Origin of the sequence: Streptomyces sp. NBC_01571 (genome assembly GCF_026339875.1) — a bacterium.
Classification (GTDB): domain Bacteria; phylum Actinomycetota; class Actinomycetes; order Streptomycetales; family Streptomycetaceae; genus Streptomyces.
This window is the reverse complement of sequence record NZ_JAPEPZ010000001.1, coordinates 1984184-2004017: the sequence shown is the minus strand read 5'-3', so window position 1 is coordinate 2004017 and position 19834 is coordinate 1984184. Positions and strand designations below refer to the sequence as shown.

The 19834-nt window shown below is 65.2% G+C and carries 24 protein-coding genes and 1 pseudogene; all 25 read left to right on the top strand.

Going from position 1 to position 19834, the window contains the following annotated elements; genetic code table 11:
* Nucleotides 1-24 precede the first annotated feature (24 nt).
* The 25 genes and pseudogenes from OHB41_RS08900 to OHB41_RS08780 all read left to right on the top strand — a co-directional run bounded on the left by OHB41_RS08900 (nucleotide 25) and on the right by OHB41_RS08780 (nucleotide 19675).
* Nucleotides 25-360, top strand: a complete 336-nt coding sequence (locus tag OHB41_RS08900) for a glutaredoxin family protein (RefSeq protein ID WP_006378589.1) — start codon at nucleotides 25-27, stop codon at nucleotides 358-360.
* Nucleotides 357-566, top strand: a complete 210-nt coding sequence (locus OHB41_RS08895) for a hypothetical protein (protein ID WP_266697359.1) — start codon at nucleotides 357-359, stop codon at nucleotides 564-566. The genes OHB41_RS08900 and OHB41_RS08895 overlap by 4 nt, the downstream gene beginning before the upstream one ends.
* Nucleotides 559-804, top strand: coding sequence for a hypothetical protein (locus OHB41_RS08890; protein WP_266697358.1), 246 nt, complete (start codon nucleotides 559-561; stop codon nucleotides 802-804). Before OHB41_RS08895 ends, OHB41_RS08890 begins: the two co-directional genes overlap by 8 nt.
* Before the next feature lie 36 nt (nucleotides 805-840).
* Entirely contained in the window at nucleotides 841-1332 is a 492-nt protein-coding gene (locus OHB41_RS08885; RefSeq protein ID WP_210539416.1) for a hypothetical protein, read from the top strand.
* 14 nt (nucleotides 1333-1346) lie between these two features.
* A complete protein-coding gene (locus tag OHB41_RS08880; protein ID WP_266697357.1) occupies nucleotides 1347-1970 on the top strand; it encodes a SufD family Fe-S cluster assembly protein in 624 nt (207 codons plus the stop codon).
* 59 nt (nucleotides 1971-2029) lie between these two features.
* Complete coding sequence (locus OHB41_RS08875) at nucleotides 2030-2269, top strand: hypothetical protein (protein ID WP_006378843.1); 240 nt, start codon at nucleotides 2030-2032, stop codon at nucleotides 2267-2269.
* A gap of 467 nt (nucleotides 2270-2736) precedes the next feature.
* The gene (locus OHB41_RS08870) at nucleotides 2737-3060 is read left to right on the top strand and encodes a hypothetical protein (RefSeq protein ID WP_266697356.1); all 324 of its coding nucleotides are present in this window, start codon (nucleotides 2737-2739) and stop codon (nucleotides 3058-3060) included.
* Nucleotides 3061-3274: 214 nt separating this feature from the next.
* Nucleotides 3275-3871: a hypothetical protein gene (locus tag OHB41_RS08865; RefSeq protein ID WP_266697355.1), complete on the top strand. Its 597-nt coding sequence runs from the start codon at nucleotides 3275-3277 to the stop codon at nucleotides 3869-3871.
* 251 nt (nucleotides 3872-4122) lie between these two features.
* A pseudogene (locus OHB41_RS08860) lies at nucleotides 4123-4308 on the top strand (AAA family ATPase); the annotation flags it as partial.
* Nucleotides 4309-4503: 195 nt separating this feature from the next.
* A complete protein-coding gene (locus OHB41_RS08855; RefSeq protein ID WP_266706564.1) occupies nucleotides 4504-4845 on the top strand; it encodes a hypothetical protein in 342 nt (113 codons plus the stop codon).
* Nucleotides 4846-4893: 48 nt separating this feature from the next.
* Nucleotides 4894-6357 carry a replication-associated recombination protein A gene (locus OHB41_RS08850; protein ID WP_266697354.1) on the top strand — a complete coding sequence of 488 codons (1464 nt, stop codon included), beginning with the start codon at nucleotides 4894-4896 and terminating at the stop codon, nucleotides 6355-6357.
* Nucleotides 6354-6503, top strand: a complete 150-nt coding sequence (locus tag OHB41_RS08845) for a hypothetical protein (protein WP_266697353.1) — start codon at nucleotides 6354-6356, stop codon at nucleotides 6501-6503. Before OHB41_RS08850 ends, OHB41_RS08845 begins: the two co-directional genes overlap by 4 nt.
* Nucleotides 6504-6536: 33 nt before the next feature.
* Complete coding sequence (locus OHB41_RS08840) at nucleotides 6537-7397, top strand: hypothetical protein (protein WP_266697352.1); 861 nt, start codon at nucleotides 6537-6539, stop codon at nucleotides 7395-7397.
* 21 nt (nucleotides 7398-7418) lie between these two features.
* Entirely contained in the window at nucleotides 7419-7592 is a 174-nt protein-coding gene (locus OHB41_RS08835; protein ID WP_006378913.1) for a hypothetical protein, read from the top strand.
* The gene (locus tag OHB41_RS08830; protein WP_006378906.1) at nucleotides 7543-7953 is read left to right on the top strand and encodes a hypothetical protein; all 411 of its coding nucleotides are present in this window, start codon (nucleotides 7543-7545) and stop codon (nucleotides 7951-7953) included. Before OHB41_RS08835 ends, OHB41_RS08830 begins: the two co-directional genes overlap by 50 nt.
* 10 nt (nucleotides 7954-7963) lie before the next feature.
* On the top strand, nucleotides 7964-8767 hold the full coding sequence (locus tag OHB41_RS08825) for a hypothetical protein (RefSeq protein ID WP_266697351.1): 804 nt from the start codon (nucleotides 7964-7966) through the stop codon (nucleotides 8765-8767).
* 239 nt (nucleotides 8768-9006) lie between these two features.
* Nucleotides 9007-9948, top strand: a complete 942-nt coding sequence (locus tag OHB41_RS08820) for a transposase (protein WP_266695978.1) — start codon at nucleotides 9007-9009, stop codon at nucleotides 9946-9948.
* Nucleotides 9945-10715, top strand: coding sequence for a transposase (locus tag OHB41_RS08815; RefSeq protein WP_266697350.1), 771 nt, complete (start codon nucleotides 9945-9947; stop codon nucleotides 10713-10715). The genes OHB41_RS08820 and OHB41_RS08815 overlap by 4 nt, the downstream gene beginning before the upstream one ends.
* A gap of 4 nt (nucleotides 10716-10719) precedes the next feature.
* Nucleotides 10720-11859 (top strand): tyrosine-type recombinase/integrase, encoded by a 1140-nt coding sequence (locus tag OHB41_RS08810; protein WP_266697349.1) that lies wholly within the window; start codon nucleotides 10720-10722, stop codon nucleotides 11857-11859.
* Entirely contained in the window at nucleotides 11859-12242 is a 384-nt protein-coding gene (locus tag OHB41_RS08805; protein ID WP_266697348.1) for a helix-turn-helix domain-containing protein, read from the top strand. Before OHB41_RS08810 ends, OHB41_RS08805 begins: the two co-directional genes overlap by 1 nt.
* A gap of 1195 nt (nucleotides 12243-13437) precedes the next feature.
* Nucleotides 13438-14781: a hypothetical protein gene (locus OHB41_RS08800; protein ID WP_266697347.1), complete on the top strand. Its 1344-nt coding sequence runs from the start codon at nucleotides 13438-13440 to the stop codon at nucleotides 14779-14781.
* A 196-nt stretch (nucleotides 14782-14977) separates the two neighbouring features.
* Complete coding sequence (locus OHB41_RS08795) at nucleotides 14978-15997, top strand: AvrD family protein (protein ID WP_266697346.1); 1020 nt, start codon at nucleotides 14978-14980, stop codon at nucleotides 15995-15997.
* A gap of 40 nt (nucleotides 15998-16037) precedes the next feature.
* Nucleotides 16038-16808, top strand: coding sequence for an ATP/GTP-binding protein (locus tag OHB41_RS08790; protein WP_266697345.1), 771 nt, complete (start codon nucleotides 16038-16040; stop codon nucleotides 16806-16808).
* Nucleotides 16809-16865: 57 nt separating this feature from the next.
* Nucleotides 16866-18026 carry a flavin-containing monooxygenase gene (locus OHB41_RS08785; protein ID WP_266697344.1) on the top strand — a complete coding sequence of 387 codons (1161 nt, stop codon included), beginning with the start codon at nucleotides 16866-16868 and terminating at the stop codon, nucleotides 18024-18026.
* A 32-nt stretch (nucleotides 18027-18058) separates the two neighbouring features.
* Nucleotides 18059-19675 (top strand): MFS transporter, encoded by a 1617-nt coding sequence (locus OHB41_RS08780; protein WP_526024901.1) that lies wholly within the window; start codon nucleotides 18059-18061, stop codon nucleotides 19673-19675.
* The last annotated feature ends 159 nt before the right edge of the window (nucleotides 19676-19834 follow it).

Genomic DNA, 19834 nt, shown 5'->3' with positions numbered 1-19834 from the left:
CCCACGAGCCAGAAAGGCATCCGCATGCCCACCGTCAACAGCATGGACCTCCCGCAGACGGCGCGTGTTCTGCCGACGATCACGATCTACGGCCCGCGGGACTGCCCAAACTTCGACAAGGCCATACAGCTCTTCGAGCGCAAAGGCATCGCCTACACGAAGATCGACCTTGAGCCGGGCGACGAGAACCACCGCCACGTCACTGAGAAGCTCGGCTGCCAGCAGACCCCGGTGATCACCGTCAAGTTGGAGGGTCAGCGGACCGTCCACTGGGGCGGGCACCGCATGGACATGCTCATGGCCCTCGTCAGGCTCTGTGCCGAGGGCGTGGCGTCCGATCACAAAGAGGCTTCGCGATGACGGCCACCGAACCCACCATCAGCATCGAGCTGACCGAACGCCAGCAGAGCGTCACCATCGACGCGTTGTACGACAAATCCGCCGAGACCGACCGGTACCTCAGCTCCTACCGGGGACACCGAAAAGCCCGGACCGCTCGACAGTTGCTGCGCGGCGCACCTCGCCCGCTTCGAGGAACGCAGCGCCCAGCGCGCGGACTTGCTTGAGCGCAAGCAACACGTCCGCAGCGCCATCGACATCGTCGACGGGGCTGTGCCTGCTGTCTGGGACAACGCAGTACCGCGGGCCCTCGCCGACGCGCTGCGCGACCGTGAAGACGACGAGTCGCTACGGGCGGCCGAGTGGCTGGCCGAGCACGAGAACGACGACGAGCTCTGGAGCCTCATCGGTGGCCTGCTCGATCGGATCACGGAATTCGCAGATCCGGAAGGAGGCCCGTCATGAGCATCGATGCCCCGCACATCCAAATGGAGCCCACACATGTTCCGTAACACCGACCGACCCAAGCCCGGTGACTACGTCCTCGTCGCCGAGCCCGGCATCGACAAGGGCTACGAGTCCTGCGCGTCCCTGGCGATCGGCCGGGTGACCCGGCTCGCCGACGACGGTGAACCGCTGATCGTCTACGTCGGCAGCACCGACGAGACCCAGGTGACCTTCGGCGAAGCACTGGTCATCCCGCAGTCCGTGTTCGAACAGCTCACCGGGTGCGAAGAGATCTCCCTCCCCGACGCGGAACCGGACTCCGTCCACGACTACTTCGACCGTCCACTGCGCGCCGGCGACTCGGTGCTGATCCCGGAAGGAGCGACGGCGGACCGCATCGCGGCGAGGTCGCTCTCGATCACCGATGGCATCGCCGGGCGCACCGACACCATCGTCAGGATCGGCACCGACGGTCTCGTCGCCCTGGTCTCGCCCGACGCCGGCGACTTCCCCGCGGATCTGCTGATCCGCACCAACAAACGTTGACAGACAGGCACCCCATGACTTCTCTGACCGAGGCCGCCCCGCACATTCGCTCTCTCGTCGCCATGAAGGAGCACGCCGACGACGGCTGGAGCATCGGCGCCTCCATCGGCGCTGAGCCGTCGATGTACTTCCCCGAGCAGGACGGTAAGGCCGTCCCGGAGGAGGGCGCGTGGATCATCGTGGTCGAGGAGCCGATGACCGAGCTGCGCTCGAGGTTCCGCGTCCCCGAGCTGTCGATGTGGCGTGCCCGTCCCCACCAGCTGAACTCCGGCGCGATAACCGTCGGCCATGGCAAGCAGGCCGCCAAGGTGTACCCCAAGCAGGCGGTCATCGCCACGCCCCGGGGAGACCTGCACCTGTGGCCGCACGAGTACGTCGTCGCCGACCGCCCGATGGAGCTCGCGTCGGATCCCGAAGCGACCCTCAACTCGCTCGGAGGGGAGCCAGTGCTCGACGAAGAGGAGCTGTTCTACCTCATGAGCCGGGGCATCCAGCGCCACGAGGCCGTGATGCTTCTGTTCGACAAGGTGACGTCCCTCGACTTCGTCTACGTGACGTTTCCCAAGGAGGTCACTGACGTCCTCGCCGGCGCAGGGCAGAGCCTGCGCCGACGCATGGCACTGAAGCCCCGCGCCTAACTCCACCATCACGCGCAGCATCCAACCCACATCACGCCCTTCTAGGGGAGGACTGCCCCATGGCCCGCACGCAGAAGATCACGCAGTACCAGGTTGACCAGTGGAAGAACACGCTGGAGCAGATGCTCGAAGAGGGCAACTTCAGGCAGGACGGCCGGCCGCTGAGCCCCGCAGGGGTCGCAGAGCGCAAGCAGGAGATCGCGATGCTCCGCGGGCTGAACACCCTTCGAGTGGGCCAGGTCGTCGACCTGGACACCGTGCAGCCCATCTACGCAGACACCAACAACGCCGACAGCTAGACCCAGGTCGCTTTCGATCCGAACAACGACGTGCACTTCGCCTCGGAGATGTCTCTGACCGCCGCCCAGGCAGTCGGCATGTTCCAGGGCATCGGAGAAGCAGACCAGCGCTGCGCCCAGACCCTTGAACGCTCCGACCTCCAAGTCAGCATCCGTGCCGCCCTGGCGAACCGTGAGCACCAGGTCATCGTTTTCCTGGGTCCCAACGAGGTGGCCGTCGGATCCACTGGCCACTTCTCGCCCAGTGGCCACAGCGCTACCCGCCGGCCCTACGACTGGGTCCCCCCACGACGTCAGCTTCACGCCGCGCGACGGCGAGGTCTTCACCTCGCACCACGGGCCGGCCAACGAAAGGCCGATCATCAACCGCACTCGTACATCAGCGGATCGCTGGGTGAGTTCCGGCTACCGTACGCGCCCGAGATCCAGCAGAGACCACACCCCGACACGAAGGAGCAGACTCGACCATGAGCATCCGCATCGACACCCTCGCCATGACCGTCCGCGACTCGGTGACGGATGCCGACGCCACCCGGGAAGACTGGATCCGGGCTATCAACCTTGCCTTCGACCAAGGCTCCGCCCCCGCCGAGCTCGACCCAACAACGGAGCGCGACACCGCGTGGCTCGTGAGCTGGGAGATCGACGCCGAAGGAGGCTCGGCTCTCGGAGCCGCGCGCCAGGTCTGGGCGGACATCTTCGGCCGCGACGGTGCCACCGACGGGGACACCTGTGTCTTCACCGTCGTTGACAAGGCGACGGGTGTCGGCGTACGGGCCAGGCCGTGGTGATCGACCTTAGTGACTACGAGGGCCCCGACGCCAAGAGTCAGGTCGCCGAACCGCTCTGAAGCACAAGCGTTGGGCCGGCACTGCCGGCTCGGGGGCGAAAAAAACACCCGCCTGCCGGTGGGGCCGTGCTGGAACGACCAGCCCAGCTCCACCGGCAGATTCGTTGCTGGCCCCAGCCATCTGCCGTACCCAACAAGCTCAAGGAGCAGCGCTCATGACCGATCACGACTGGGACAACCCGATCACCTGCGAGTCCGTCGGCGCGCAGCCACCCGAACACCCGAACGGGGAAAACACCGTGTCCAGTACCGCAATTCCCGAGAAGCTCATACGCGCCGTCACCGACGCCTACCTGATGGCCCTCAGGCAGGGGGATCTTCACGCAGCGCTCGGACTCATGACGCAACTGGCCAACGCGTACGGTCTGGTAGCCGTCCGCGGCCTCGCCGCCGAGCTCGCCATGAACCTTCACACCCACTGCCCGTCACGCTTCCGTACTGCCTTCGGCGGCGCGAACCTCTCCGCTCTCGCCCCCGCGGTGGACGACGACGCGCTCACCACCCTCGATGTCGCCTCCAAGACCAACCGCCTCATGGGGCGCGGGCAGGTCACAGCTGCCGACTTGGAGGACACCGAAGTCCAGATGCGCGTCACGGAAACCGTCCGCCACGTCGTTCAGGCGGCACTCAATGCCGCTGCTGGGCACAGCAGTTCGGCTGTGGCCTCTCAGCTGGGCGCGCTGACCACACCCCGCGAGTTGTCTGCGGCCGTGGCCCTGCTCACCAACGGGTTCCGCGCCGTGCTGCCGTAGGCGCACGCCATGAGCCCCCGTGTCTGCCGCAAGGGCCATGGCCGCCCGATCCCGTTCGACTGCAAGTCCGGCGCCGGACACCCAGGAACGTGCAGCCCCTTCACCCACCGGCCCCACCCACCCGAGAACGCTGACGATCACGCTGCGCTCCTCGCTATGAGCAGGGAACGCCCGGACGCCAGCGCGAGTGCACGGGCACGCTCGGCCCCTGATTTCGCTTCACCTTCGTGACGGACCTGGAGTGTCCTTGCATGCCCGCATTCCTGGAACAGCCGACGTCGCTCGACCAGATCGTTGGACAGGCGCACCTCGTCTTCCCGGGCTCGCCGCTCGAACTGCTCGTGTCCGGCCGCGGCGCGACCTCAGTGCTCCTGTATGGCCCGCCCGGATGCGGCAAGACCACCATCGCCAGCATCGTCGCGCACCAAACGGGCCGCCGCTTCGTCCTGCGCGCTCTACACGGGTCCCGACGTCGGTGCGGAGCGGGCGGCACAGCCGCCCCGGACGACAGCATGAGATGCCGAGAAGCTCTGGAGGACCCGTGTTCCCCAGGGCTTCCGCATTCCTGCGACCCACCACGAGCACCACGAAGCACTGGACGTGCCAACACACGACAGGGGAGTGACAGCGCAGTGCAGGACTTTACCGCCGGCAGGCCCCGTAGGAGCCCCAAGCCGAACCCGGCAAATCAGAACGTCACGTTCACCGGGCTGGATGTCGATGCCTACGACCCGAATGTGGCGGCCCTCAAGAAATCCATCGCTGGGAACCTCGCCCCGATGGGCGCAAACGGCATCGCCTTCGCCGAGCCTGGTGAAATCACCGATGCCCGCAACCAGATCCAAGGGCGAGAAGACGCCTACATGCACGTGAGCGACGGCACATCCCATGGTTGCCTGTGCGGCTACACCGTGCAGCGCGACGCACCGTCCGGAGCACCCGAGTGCCCCGTCTGCGTGCTTCTGGACGCCTGAACGACGCAGCCGCCGCGATGGCCGGCAGGAGACCGACGTGCCCTCCAATTGCCGCCGAGCTCCGGATCTCCGGCAAGACCGTGTACCGGGTGCTCAACAAGCTCCGCACGCAGGAAAAGGAGCCAGCGCAGGCCGCGCCGGCTGATCCCGATCCAGCCGGCCGACCAGACGCAAGAGGAGGCTCCCTCCCGTCCGACCATCGACGAAAGGGGCCATCGTGTCCTCCAGCCGCCAGCCGCTGGCCGCCCGCATGCGGCCCACCTCGCTCGACCAGATGGTGGGCCAGGACACCTGATCTTCCCCGGCTCACCGCTGGAGCTGCTCGCCGGCGGACAGGGGGCCACCTCGGTCCTACTCTGGGGCCCGCCCGGGTCGGGCAAGACCACGGTCGCCAGCGCTATCGCGCATCAGACCAGCCGGTGCTTCGTCGAACTCTCGGCCACGTCCGCGGGCGTCGCCGACGTGCGCAAGACGCTGGCTGCTGCTCAGAAGACGCTGGACGCTGGCGAGCAGACGCTGGTGTTCATCGACGAGATCCACCGCTTCTCGAAGGCCCAGCAGGATGTGCTCCTGTCCGCCGTCGAGGCCGGGCTGATCTCATTTATCGGGGCGACGACCGAGAATCCGAGCTTCGCGGTCAACGCTGCGCTCGTCTCACGCTCGATCCTCATGGTGCTGCGACCCCTGAAGAGCCGCGACATCGTCGCACTCCTGGCGCGGGCGCTCGATGACGACCCGCAACTCAGCGCGACCGGAATCGGCGTCGAAGACGCTGCACTCGATGCGATCGCCGACCTCTCCAGCGGCGACGTCCGCCAGGCGTTGAACCGTCTGGAGACCGCTGTCGCCACGGCGCAGGCCGCCGGTAAGAGCACCATCAACCGTGAGGTGTTGGAGCAGATCACCGGATCCGTGCTGCAGCGCTACGACCGCGACCAGCACTACGACGTCATCTCGGCGTTCATCAAGTCGCTTCGCGGCTCGGATCCCGACGCTGCCCTGCACTGGCTGGCCCGGATGCTCGAGGCAGGGGAGAACCCGCGGTTCATCGCTCGCCGGCTGATCGTGCACGCCAGCGAGGACGTCGGCATGGCTGATCCGTCGGTGCTCTCCATCGCAGTGGCCGCCGCGCAGGCGGTCCAGCTGATCGGCATGCCCGAAGCCCGGATCAACCTCGCCCAGGCGACGGTCGCGATCGCCACGGCTCCCAAGTCGCCGGCAATCATCCGCGGTATCGACCAGGCGCTCGGAGATGTGCGGCGTGGCCGCACCGGGGAGGTCCCGGTGCATCTGCGCGATGCGCACTACCCGGGAGCCAAGGCCCTCGGCCACGGCCAGGGATACCTGTACCCGCACGACTTCGAGCACGGCGTCGTCACCCAGCAGTACCTACCTGACCGAGCGCTCGGCACGCAGTACTACGTGCCGACATTTAACGGCTTCGAACAAACCATCAGCCAGCGGCTGAGCGCTATCCGTAGCCTCACCGCGACCCAGGAGAACAGACCATGACCTACACCACTGTTGACCCGCCCCTCGTCACCGAGGACGACCTCACCGTCCAGTACGACGAGACCCGGTCGTCCCTGCCCCGGCGCCCCCGGCTGAGGCCCGCTGCTGTCGGAGGATCCGTTCGACGCACTGACGGCGTCGCTTGACGATCTCCGCTCGCGTTGGGGGGAAGTGGTCTGATGAGCAGCAAGACGACGGCCGCCCACTTCGGGGCGGCCCCCCGCCCCCGGCTGGCGCTGGTCGCTGGCCCCCGGGTCATGGTCGGCTCGCAGGGCCCGGATAGCGACGCCGCGCGGACCATGGCCGATCTCGGCTGGTGTGCCGCGTTCGTGGACACGGTGCGGCTGGCTGTCACCGGTGGCCTGAAAGCCGACGCTTCCGGGTTCCGCGCGGTCGACGCGGACGGCCGTACAGGGCGGCGGGTCAAGGGTGAGCGGGTGCGGCTACTCGCCCGCTGCGGGTACCTCGCGCGTCACGCCTCGGGCCTGGTCGTGGCGACGGAGGACGGACACGAGGCGCTCAGGCTCGCCGAGGCTGCCGGGCCGGGCGTGCTGCGCGATGAGGCCGACGTCATGGCGTCGGTTCGCAAGGCCCGCCGCGCCCGCCAGTGGGACAGCCACGCTGGCCAGGACGCGCACGCCTTGCCGGTGCTCCCCGGGGGCGGTGAGGAACGCCGCCGCCTGGCCGTCGCCCGCAAGGGCGCGGAGCGGGCGGCCGTCGAGGCGGAGAAGACCCGCAAGCGCATCGAGGCCCTGATGCGGCGGGCGCGGATCCGGGACCGCCGGGAGGCCCGCCGCGAGGCAGCACGGGAGGCCGAGCGCACCGCGCCGCGCCGGTGCTGCCGGGGGGTGTGGCCGCTGGACTGGCGGTGCGGGGAGTGCCGGGAACTGGCAGCGCGGGGCATCGAGGACTTCCCCGCCCTCCCTCCGGGCGACAGCGACAGCAGGACACGGCAGGACCACGACAACGACACGGATGGACGCACGGACATGGCGGGTAAGCGGTGTATCACGGTGAAGCGGATCACGGGGTTTCTGTAGCACGCGACCACGCGCGCGCAGGTGTACACGATCGTGAAGGAGGACGGCCGCGAGTGGCCGTGGATCGTGGTGTCCCCCGACGGTGAACGCATCGCCCACCCGTCCGTGATCAACGACGAGCCGTTTATCGACGACATCCGCGACATTGTCAGGGCGCACGCCGACGGCAAGCCCGTTCCCTGTCTCCCCCGCTGACTCCGAGCCGGCCGCCGATGCCGTCGCTACCCCCGAGGAGGCAATCGGCGAGAGCGCCGAGAGCAGCGACGCGGACGAGGCCGCTCTGGTCACCGCCGACCTCCACAGCCTCCCCACCGGGCGCCTCGCTGCCCGCGAAGACACCGCGTACATCTTCGCCGACATGCACGAGCTGCTCGCCTGGCTGCGTGCACTCGGCGGCCACGTCACCCACCAGGCGGCTGGCGACGGCGTCACCCTCTGGACCCTTCACACCCACACCGAGCCCCGCCGGGACGGCTCCCGGACCCCGGTCCTGGTGCACGCACTCGCCATGACGACCGAGCTGGTCCCCGCCGCCATCACCGACCCTGACGCCTGAAGGGCCCACCGTGAGCACCCTGTTCGACATCGAGCCCACCGCGCTGGTCGTGCCCGACAACACAGTCACTCGTGACCAGTTGCCGAATTTGGCGGACTACGACCTGATCGTTGGGAATCTGTCCGGCGGCAAGGACAGCTGGCTGATGCAGAGCGTCCTGATGGACGCTGCCCGTGCGGCTGGTGTCGCCGACCGCGTGTGGACGTTCCACGCCACCCTGGGCCCGCTGGAATGGCCCGGCGTCGAGTACGGCGGCCAGTACTACCCGAGCGTGTCCGAGCTCGCTGCCCAGCAGAGCGCCGCATCAGGTGTGCCAGCCGAGCGGCACATCGAGGCCACCAAGCTCACTCTGGACGACGATCCGGAGCCGTACGACCTGCTGACGTACATCGCCGCGTACGGCTGTTTTCCCCGGTTGGGCACCAGGTACTGCACGAAGGCCTTCAAGGAGCAGGTCGAGGATGCCTCGTTCACCCCGATCATCAACGGCTTGAAGGTGAAGCTGGGTCTGGCGACCAAGCCCAACGCGGTCAAGTTGACCCGGCGCGTTCGCCGCCTGAAGTCGCTCGGACTCCGCAGCGACGAATCTCGCGACCGCGCCGCCCGCTCTGGGCAATGTTGCGCGGGCTGCATCAGCCGTGCTGCGGAGAAGTGCCTGGACACTACCGCGTCAGCTCGCTGCTCGTGCCGAATAGTCGCTCGATGGGGTGGTCCTGTCCGCGATCTGGCCTGCGCGACTTCTGCGGCTGGTGTACTCACTGCACCGGTGGTGCGGTGGGTGCACCACTGTATGAGGATTGCGCGTGGTCGCTGATCGCGGAGGGTGACGGATGGTTCGGGGAGGTTCGGGCAGTGTGCTCGCTGTTCCGGGGGTTGCCAGGCTGCATGTCGTGGAAGGCATCTCGATGTTGCGGCCCGAGGCTGCAGTCTTTGAGAAGACCCTTGACCCTGTTGCCCATTCGGGTTGTGGGCTGACAGCGGCTTGATTGTGCTGGCACGGTTGGTGCTGCGGCCGGTTCCTTCCTGATCCCCGGTCGCGGGGTGGGAGTGGTCGTGTCGTTGGAGCCGCGGTCGTGGCCGGAGCCGGATCCCGTGGTGACGCGGGCGGTCCGGGCGAAGAACTACGGACGCGCGGTGCCGTTGCCGGTGGCGGTGCGCGACCGGCTCGGGGAACTGTTCCCGGACGAGGAGTTCGCGGCTGCATTCGGCAAGACGGGGCCGGCGGGTTGGTCTCCGGGGCGCCTGGCGTTGGTGACGGTGTTCCAGATGGCGGAGAACTTGACGGACCGCCAGGCCGCTGAGGCGGTGCGTGACCGGCTCTCGTGGGCCTACGCGTTGGGGCTGGGGCTGGAAGACACCGGCTTCGACTTCACCGTGCTGTCCCAGTTCCGCACTCGGGTAGTTGAGCACGGTCTGGAGGAGAAGGTCCTGGACCTGCTGCTGACCCGTCTGAAAGCGCAGGGTCTGGTCGGGGCCGGGGGCAAGCAGCGCACCGACTCCACCCGTATCGTCTCCGCGGTGCGGGACCTGAACCGCCTGGAGCTGGCGGGTGAGTCGGTACGCGCGGCAGTGGAGGCGTTGACGGTGGCGGCCCCGCACTGGGTCGCCGGCGTGCTGGACGTGCCCGGCTGGTCGCGTCGCTACGACACCCGCATCGACACCTGGCGCATGCCCTCCTCCGCCACCAAGCGCGACCAGCTCGCGCTGACCTACGCCCGCGACGGCCTCGCCCTGCTCAGCTCCGTCTACGATCCGCGCTCCGAACCCTGGCTGCGCGAGCTGCCCGCGGTGCAGACCCTGCGCACCGTGCTGCTGCAGAACTACACCCGCACCACCGCGCAGAACGGACGCGAGGCGGTGGCCCGCCGCACCAGGACCGAGGAGGGCGGCGACGGGCTGCCGCCCGGCCATCTGCGCATCGCTTCCCCTACGACCTCGACGCCCGCTGGTCCGCCAAGCGCGACACCTTCTGGAACGGGTTCAAGCTGCATGTGAGTGAGAGCTGCACGGATGCGCCCGAGAAGGAGCGCACCGCCCCGAACCTGATCACGAACGTGGCCACCACCGCCTCCACCGTCCCCGACACCAAGGCCCTGGACGGCATCCACCAGCAGCTTCAGCGCCGCGGCCTGCCTCCGGGCGAGCACTACCTCGACTCCGGCTACCCCAGCGCCGAACTGATCGTGAAGTCCCGCAAGACCTACGGCATCACGCTGATCACCCCGGTTCTGCTCGACCAGTCCCGCCAGACCCGCGCCGCCCAGGGCTTCCAGGCCGACGCGTTCACCATCGACTGGAAGTACCAGCAGGTCACATGCCCCCAGGGACAGACCAGCTCCTCCTGGAGCCCGTGCACCCAGCACGGCCACCCGATGATCGTGGTCGCCTTCACCAAGCCGACCTGCGGCCCCTGCCCGGTCCGCGAGTTATGCACCACCAGCCGCCGGGGCTTCCGGCAGCTCACCTTGAACCCTCGCCCGCTGACCGAGGCCCTGCGCACCGCACGCGCCGAACAGGCCGACCGGGACTGGCAGGACGCATACGCCCTACGCGCCGGTGTCGAGGGCACCATGCGACAAGCGATCGCCGTCACCGACAGCCGCCGGGCCCGCTACCGCGGCCTGGCCAAGACCCACCTCGAGCACGTCCACAGCGCCGTCGCCCTCAACCTTATCCGCCTGAACGCCTGGTGGAACGGCAGGCCACTCGACCGCCGCCACACCAGCCACCTCGCCCGACTCGAACTCAGCCTCGCCGCGTAACCGAATGGGCAACAGGGTCACCCTTCAAGGGTTCGGCGATCACCAAAGGGCCCGTCGCCTGTCGCTGGGGACGATCAAAGATCGTGCTCGGATCGTGCGGCAGGTGCAGGCATTTTCGGGCGGCTACCCGTGGGAGCCGGCTTGGAACCTGGCCATGTTCGACCGATGGTCAGCCATGCTTGCGGACAGCGTGGCCACGACGACCATGCGGGGCTACCAGGGCGATCTCGCCCTGTATCTGACCTATCTGAGCGATCCGGCCTACGAGTGGCCGCAGGTCTGTATGGAGAGGTTCGGTACGTTCACTGGCTTCGCCCTACGGGACCTGAACTCCGTGCGTCATTCGCAGGAGTACATGGGCCAGCCCAGTGGCAACCGGCCCCTGACACGGCCGGAGATCAAGCTCTTCTTCGGACAGATGGATCCGGAGATCAAGCGGTTGCGGGCAGCGGGGCACAAGGGCGCCCTGGCAGCAGCCCGGGACCTGGCGATGTTCACCACGATGTATGGCTGGGGGCTTCGACGGCGGGAGACGGCCCGTCTGGAGACGCATGACTGGCGGCGGCAGGCAAAGTTGCCGGAGTTCGGCGATTATGCGGGCCTGGCGGTCCGCTGGGGCAAGGCCGCCGGCGCGGGGCAGCCGCCGAAGCGGCGGATGGTGATCTCGGTCTGGCCCTGGGCGGTCCGGACTGTCCAGCTCTACATGGAACACGTCCGCCCGCTGTTCTACGCCGACCGTGATGATGACAGCGTGATGTTCCCCACCGAGCGCGACGAGGTCATCTCCGAGCGCGCGGTGAACCAGCGATTCCAGCACTGGCGCGAGATTGGCAAACTGCCGGAATCGCTGGGCCCTCACTGCCTGCGGCACACCTACGTGACCAGGCTGATCGAGGCGGGATACGACGGCCAGTTCGTGACCGAGCAGGTCGGGCATTCGCACGCGGCAACTACTGCGATTTATACGGCGCTCAGCAGCGACTTCAAGAACTTGAAGGTCCGAGAGTTCCTGGATGCTGCCGAGAGCATCCAGCTTGCGGCTGTGTTCGCCCTGGCGGAGGCCGAGGCGGACATGGACGACGACTTCAGCGAACAGCCAGCCGGGGAGCCCGTCAGCGCCGCCGGCCGCCCGAGGAGGACGTGATGGCGGCGATCCCCGCAGCCGGGAACCCGCAGGGCAAGGAAGAGCTGGGGGCTCTCCAGCCCCGCTACGAGTGGCGGCTCCAGGAACTGATGGCAGTCCGCAGAAATTGGTACAGCACGACCAAGCTCGGGGCAGAGCTCCACAAGTACGGCTTCGACATGGACCGCAGCAGTATCTACCGGCTGGTGAAGACCGACCGGCCGCCGAAAATGCCGCTGGAGCTGATTCTCGCGCTCTGCAAGATCCTCAAGAGCACTTTCGAGGAACTGGTCGTCGAAGTCGAACCCGAGGTTCCCGTCGAGCCGCCGACTCCGAAGGGCCCGAGGCCGGTGGTTCCCGATATGTCGTTGCTGGCCACGGACTTCTTCGACGCCGAGGCCTGAGGTGGGAACGAAGGAACGGGGCATCTGCAACGGCTGCGGTCAGGAGCGCTATCTCATCCTCAAAGCTGCGAGGCTCTGCCACACCTGTTACAAGAACAGCAGACCGACAGAGGTCTGCTGCACATGCGGAAGGCCGACGGTTCCGGTCTACCACGACCAGAACGGCGCCTGGTGCCAGACCTGCCGGTCCAAGGCCCGCGCCGAGCCGTGCTCGGTCTGCGACCGGATCGGCAGGGTCGCAGTGCGCCGCGCTGGCAGTCCGGTCTGCCGACGCTGTTACCAGCGAGAGCGACGGGTGTCCCATCCGTGTCACGTCTGCGGCCGCACCCTCAGGGCGACGAAGAACACCCCCACGGGTGTCATGTGTTACGGCTGCCACCGCAAGACACTGCCCAAGGAGAATTGCTGCGTCTGCGGCCGTGAAGTCGTGGCCTCCGCGCATACCAAGGAGGGGGCCTGGTGCGATACCTGCCGCAACCGTGCTCGTGCGGAGCCGTGCTCCCTATGCGGCATCACCCGGAAAATCACCGTCAGGCAAGAGGACGGCAGTCCGGTTTGCAGTGCCTGCTATCAGCGGTTGAACCGCGGCGACCGCCCGAGGCACCGGTGTGTCGACTGCGGAGAGACGAGGGCCGCCGACCGGATATCGGAAGACGGGCCTCTCTGTGAGAAGTGCAACAACCGGCGGGCACCGGTCGTGCTCTGCCCCCGATGCGGTCAACGCCGCAAGGTCGGCGTCCTCAACAGCGGGCTCTGCCGCGCCTGTGTCCAGCAGACCCGCCCCTGCGAACCATGCCGCATCTGCAGCCGGAGCATGCCAGTCGCTTACCGTGACGACGAAGGTCTTCCCTGGTGCGACGGCTGCCGCCGCCGCGACCGAGCCGAACCCTGCTGCGGCTGCGGCATCACGAAGGTGATCAGCGCACGCGACCACCGCGGCCCCTGGTGCATGACCTGCTGGCAGCACGCCCGACCAGGCCCCACCTGCGTCGACTGCGGACAACTCCCGTCCATGCCAATGGCCACCCGGGATGGCACACCCCGCTGCGTGTCCTGCTACGCAGCAGCCAGCGTCCCCTGCACCCGCTGCGGGACCCTCGCCAGAGCCGAACGCCGCTGGCCTGAGGGCCCCGTCTGCCTCCCCTGCACAGACACAGTCCGCTTCACCCACCAGCACTGCCACCAATGTGGCCAGATGGCCGCCGTCTTCCGCTACGAAGAAGCTGGTCCCATTTGCCCCGAATGCGCCGGAGTGACCTTCGCCTACCGCTGCCCGACCTGCGCGTCCATGGGTCGTCTCCTGCAGGGCGAGTGTCCTCGCTGCAGGGCCGAGAGGGAACTGAACGAGACGTTCACCGGCCCTGATGGCCGCCGCTCGGCCCGGCTCGCACCCCTGGCCGAAGTCCTGGAGCGCTACGACAACCCGTACTCGCTGGTCCTCTACCTGCGCCGGCCCGGCGGCCAACTCATCCGCGCGATCGTCAGCGGCGAACTCGACTGCTCCCACGATGCCCTCGACGCTCTCCGCCAGACCTCGTCTGCCCATCACCTGCGCGGTTTGCTCGTACTGTCCGAGATCTTGGAGCCGAGAGAGGAACAACTCGCGCAGTTAAGAAGGGATATCCAACTCTGCCTCGACGGGGTGACCCATCCGCGCGACAGGTCAATCCTTGCCCGGTATGCCCAATGGCACTTGATGCCTTTCGCACACGAACATCTCGGACGAACCGGGTTCAACCGATTTCATCGCGAACATCTCCGCCGCAGACTGCACGCCGCCCGCGACCTGCTCGACCATCTTCGCCGGCGTGAGCACAGCCTTGCTGACGTTTCCCAGAGCCTCCTCGACCGATGGCTGATCGCCAACAAAACCCTCCAAAGCTATGCCAGGTCGTTCCTGATCTGGGCAGCTTCCTGCGGACTCGCCCCCCAGAACGTCGCCATCGCCACCGCCGTGAGATCCGTCGACCGGTCGATCATGAGCGACGCCGACCGGATTCTGACTGCCCTCAAGCTGGAGACCGATGCCTCACAGGCGATCCTCGACCGCGTCGCCGGCTGTCTTGTCCTGCAATACGGACAGCGGGCCGACCGACTGGTGAAGCTCACCGTCAGCCACGTCCGGGTGCACCCAGAGGAACCCGGGGTCCTCGGACTTCAGCTCGGCCGAGATCCCCTCTGGCTCCGGCCCCGGCTGTCGGTCCTGTTGCAACAGCTCATCAACGAGAGGCGCCCGCTGGCGGCTCCGCTCAGGACACGCGAGACACCCTTTCTCTTCCCTGGCCTTCGTCCCGACCAGCCCATGCACTCCAACACCCTGCAGAGACGGCTGAAGCAGCTGGGGGTCCCCAGCATCAGCAAGGCCCGCAACGGTGCCTGGCTCGCCCTGGTCGGCGCAGTCCACTGGAAGATGCTCGCCGACCTCCTGGGCGCCGCCGACGGCACAGCCCATACCTGGCACACCCTCAACGGGGGAGACCGGGCCAGCTATGTCGCCAGCCGTCTCAAAGACGCACATACACCGACCGGGGCCGAATAACTCACGGCTTCTTCGGCCGCGAGTGTCTGCTACTGCGTGTCACAGTGCGCCTGACTCGCTGCAGGTCCCTGCCAGATGTGGCGGGGGGCACATTTTTTGAACCTTCTGAGCACCCGTCACGTTTCTGTTGTTAGGGGCTAAGTTCGACCCCCGACGGTCACCACCCTAATAACCAAACGCCAAGAAGGTTGTGAGCATGGCCATCACCGAACAGCCATTGGCGTCTATTGTTGAGTACGCGTCAATCGATGATGCGTTGGGTCCCGCTACTCGCCGTTACTTCGGCGATGGACTACGAAGGGTCGAGCAGTCGATCTCAGACATACATATTGGTCTGGGCCAGGTGTCGGTCGTCAGCGCCACGGGTAGCTTGGCTTATCCGGCCCTGTGGTCTTCCAAGAGTTCGTCTGCCGGGGAGCTGAAACCTCATCTGAGCAGTGTCGATGCCGTCGTCTTTGCTGTGTGGCTGGCGGAGTGCTACCTACTCCAGGTCTACGGCCTGAACGAGGAGCAGATCTCCCGCGCATGGATACGCTCGCTGAACATCAGGGCTGGCGCGGCGCCGGTCGAAAACCTGGACGCATTCCCCATTTCAGCTCGGGGAGCGGACACTTTCCGGCAGCCGTACTCCATTCTTGACTATGTGACAAAGTTTGAATGCATGATCGCCAACATCAAGGTCGAAATTACGGTTGAGCATGAAATCAGCCACCTGTCCCACAAGGTGGCATCCTTCCCGTCGGCATCCGAGGTCCTGGGTCAATCTTTCCCGCTGTACGGCGTTGGACACAGGGAAAATATTCGTTCCGTCGAGAACGTGGTGGTACGCATCGAAAAGGAAAAGACCGATGCCCGTGGAGCAGTCACGCTTACACCAAATTCCATCAGGGCTTACGGGGGAATTTCTTCGGCGTACGCTCGTAGCGTCTCGGTGCTGGATGGAATTATTGTCACGGCTCAATTGATTCAGGCTTCCCTTTATCGCCTGGACGCCGTCAGCCGTGATGATTCCTCGACCCTCTGGATGCGGCATTTCTCGTTCTCTACGGAGACGCCCTATCAGCCGTTCGCAAGTCCTTTCATGGCGTCCGCGAATACTAAGTCCTTGCGGCTTATCGAAAAGGGTGGAGTTGAATGGCGCATGGCAGATTTTGAGGCAAGCATGCTCAGCATGTCTGGGACAGCATCCGTGACCCACATATTGCCCTCCAGATGAAAAGCAAACTCTAATTTTCTTTAGATGAGCGGAATTTATTATGACTGACGCAATTCGCCTGGCTGTATCGGGTACATATTCGACCGGGAAGTCGACCACAACTGAGGCGCTTTCCCTGGCGGTTGGCATTCCGCGCACCCATGCGCTTACGGCCCGTGAACTGATTCAGGGCATAGCGCCGGGTAAGCAACTCGAAGAGCTCACCGCGAGTGAACTGACGGCGCTTGGTTTGCGAAGGCTGGAGGAGCGGATCCATCACGAGGCCATACAGACCGGCTCCTATGTTTCCGACGGCTCCGTGGTTCACGAGTGGATCTACGGTGTTGGACGCCTGAAAATCGGCGTCAGCCCCGGAGCGCCGGCACCATTGCGTATCGCTAAGCGTATCGTCGGGCTGCCTTACGTAGCCTTCTATCGGCAGTACATGGAAGCATACGGAATCGTGGTGAAGGCAAGAGCAAAAAAGATGTATGACGCCTATGTTCACCTACCGGTGGAGTTTCCACTGAAAGCAGATGGCCATCGCCCGGTCTCGGAAGAATTCCGGGCGCTTTCGGACCGCCTGCTAATCGAAACAATCGAGGAAATGGGAATACCCTACCATGTCGTCGGCGGCTCAATCGAGGAGCGGCTTGAAAAAATAATCGGCATTTTCGAATTCCCATTGGTGATGCCCATAAAGGACGCTGTCGAACAGGCAAAAGAAAAGGTGCGGGCTGCGACAGCTCTCATCGAGGAAGATGCCAAGAAGGCAGCTTCCCTTCGTCCTGACACCCGAATTCAGAAGATGAAGGCTGCCTTGCGGTTCTAGCCGAAACATTGCACCTGAATCTAACACGCATTCTGAAAATTCTTGAGAGGTGTTCGCATGAGTAACCACCCCGACGAAGGCCGAGATGTCATCATTATCGGCGGTGGCCCGGGAGGTCTATCCGTCCGCCACATGCTGCATAAATTCGGGCTGACAACACTGCTTATTGAGCGAGGCGCAGGTGTTGGCGCACGTTGGAGTGAGCATTGGGATAGCGTCCGGCTCAACTCGGGACGGGGAATTTCTTCCCTTCCCGGCCACCGTATACCTCGACAGTATGGTCCCTGGGTGAGTCGAGACAACTTCGTGCAGTACTTGACCCAATATTCCCAGATGAGCGGCGATCCGATCGAATTCGGTGCTTCGGTAACGCGGGTTGACCAAGCCGGAAGGGATTGGGTCGTGAAGACATCGGCCGGAGAGTACAGCGGCACCGCTGTCGTTTTGGCAACTGGGCTCAACGGTCCGGCTTTCGTCCCTGAGTGGGCACGTGAGGGTGATTTCAAGGGCGAATTGGTACACGTCACTCAGTACAAAAATTCAGCTCCCTATGCCGGGCGCGATGTTCTAGTGGTAGGAACCGGTGCCAGCGCCCATGACATCGCACTCGATCTGGTGAATGGCGGTGCCGGGAAGGTCCGTGTATCCGTTCGCACGCCGCCGATCCTCGCGCCCAAACGTATGCTCGGCTTCTCATCGGCAGCCCTGACATACGTCACGAAACACTATTTGAAGCTGCCGTCCACCATGCTCGACAAATCCTCGCTTAATGTCCACCGTCGGTTTTTCCCCGAGGCAGAACAGTATTTTGGTGCACCGCCGACGGGAATGATGACGGCCTTCGCCGAACGGGGCCACGGAGTCACCATGGAAATCGGTCTGCTAGATGCTCTCAAAAAGGGAGAAGTGACAACCGTCCCGGCGGTTATCCGCCTGGACGGTGACGACGTTATCCTTGCCGACGACCAGCGAATTCAGCCTGACGTCGTTGTGCTGGCCACAGGCCAGCGGGCCGGAATCAGTTCAATAGTCGGGCACCTCGGAGTACTCGGAACAGATGGGCGTCCCCTTGTTCATGGCGCCGAGACTCTGGAAAAAGCCCCTGGCCTGCACTTCATTGGCTACCGACTGCCAGGTGGTCAGCTACCGGACATGCGCTACGACGCACCGGCCATCGCGAAGCGTCTGCGACGCGAGCAACGCGTCAGAAACGCCTAATCCACCACAACATCCCACCTGGAGACAACGCAATGCCCGATTCCGTTCACCAGACCACGGGGCCCCGGGGAATGGCCTCCCGTCGTGACGAGGCTCTCCCCGACTCGCCAGATCTCACAACTACCACTGGTGGGGCCACGCGTGGACGTGGCTGGACCCTAGCCACAGTTGCTATGGCGACCTTCATGCTGATACTCGACCTTACAGTCGTCAACGTCGCACTTCCTGACATCCGGGCCGATTTTCATTCCTCTTTCCCAGCGCTGCAATGGGTCCTGGATGCGTACGCGCTCGGGCTGGCCATCTTTCTCCTCACAGCCGGATCGATCGCAGACAGATCGGGACGCAAGCGCACCTTCAACATCGGCTTTATCGTCTTCATTCTTGGATCCCTCGCCTGTGGACTCTCCCACAATGTGGAAATGCTCTCGCTATCCCGGGCAGTCCAGGGCATCGGTGGTTCGGTGCTGTTCGCCGTTGGACCCGCACTGATAGGACAGGAGTACCAAGGCAAGGACCGGGCCAAAGCATTCGGTGTCTTCGGCGGTGTGGTGGGACTGGCCATCGCCTTCGGCCCGCTCATCGGAGGTGCACTGACCTCGGTGTCCTGGCGGTATATCTTCCTGATCAACGTACCCGTCGGAATTCTCGCACTGATCATATCCTTCTCGCGCGTGAAAGAGTCAAGGGAGACCGCTCCGCGCCCCGTGGGCTGGTCTGGCTTGGTCACCTTCTGTTTTGCCCTGGCACTGCTGGTGCTCGGATTCCTCCGTGGCGAAGCAGAAGGTTGGAAAAGCCCGGTCATCGTGGCCTGCTTTGCCGCCTCCGTCATTCTATTCGGAGCATTCTTCGTCCTCGAACGCCGGTTGGGCGAGCGTGCCATGCTCGACCTCTCACTGTTCCACAACCGCACATTCATGGGCTTCTCGGTCGTGACCATCCTGTGTGCGGCAGCGCAGATGGCCGCCATATTCCTGGAAATCTCCTATGTGCAAAACGAACTCGGCCTGACCGCCTGGCAGGCCGGCGTCCGCTTCCTACCCCTGACTCTCACCCTGTTCATCGCGGCCGGCGTCGTGGGGTTGCTGACCGAAAAGGTGCCGCCGGCTATTCTCCTCGGCGCATCCCTCTCAGCCATCTCTGCGGGAATTGGGCTGGTTTTGCTGGTCACTCCGAACAGTGGATGGACCGCACTGCTGCCAAGTATGATCCTGCTGGGCCTGGGCATGGGGCTGTTTCAACCGCCTCGCGCCTCCTTGGCTATTTCCCTCGTCAAGCCGGAAAAATCAGGAATGTCATCGGGGATGAATGAGACATTTCTTCAGGTTGGGACGGCCGTGGGAATTGCTGCCATAGGTGCGTTCTTTCAGGCTCGGGTGAGTCACCTTTTCGATGCATCCCCATCCGGCCGCGCTCTCGGCGGTAACATCGGAGACACAGTGGCTGCCGGAGGGTCAAGGCAAATTGTCGCGAGCATCCCGGACCCCGAGATCGCCGCACGCGTCGCTCTCGCCGCTCGCACCGCGTTCACGGACGGCTTGCACAATGCCATGGTGGTGTGCATGATCGTTGCGGCGGTCGGCGCGCTGGTCGCCTTTTCTTTCATCCGCCGCAGGGATATGTACGTCAGCGACGCAGACTTGGCGTAGCAACCCGTAGGCAGCTGGCCTAGCCTCGCGCTTTCACGTGGCAGGGCGTCCGGTAGGTGATCAGAAACGCGGAGAGTGATTCTGACCGGAAAACTCGACGGTCAGGTGGGTACTGCGAGATAGCCCCTCGGCGGTGGCTGTCGGGGGCTCTTCCGGGGT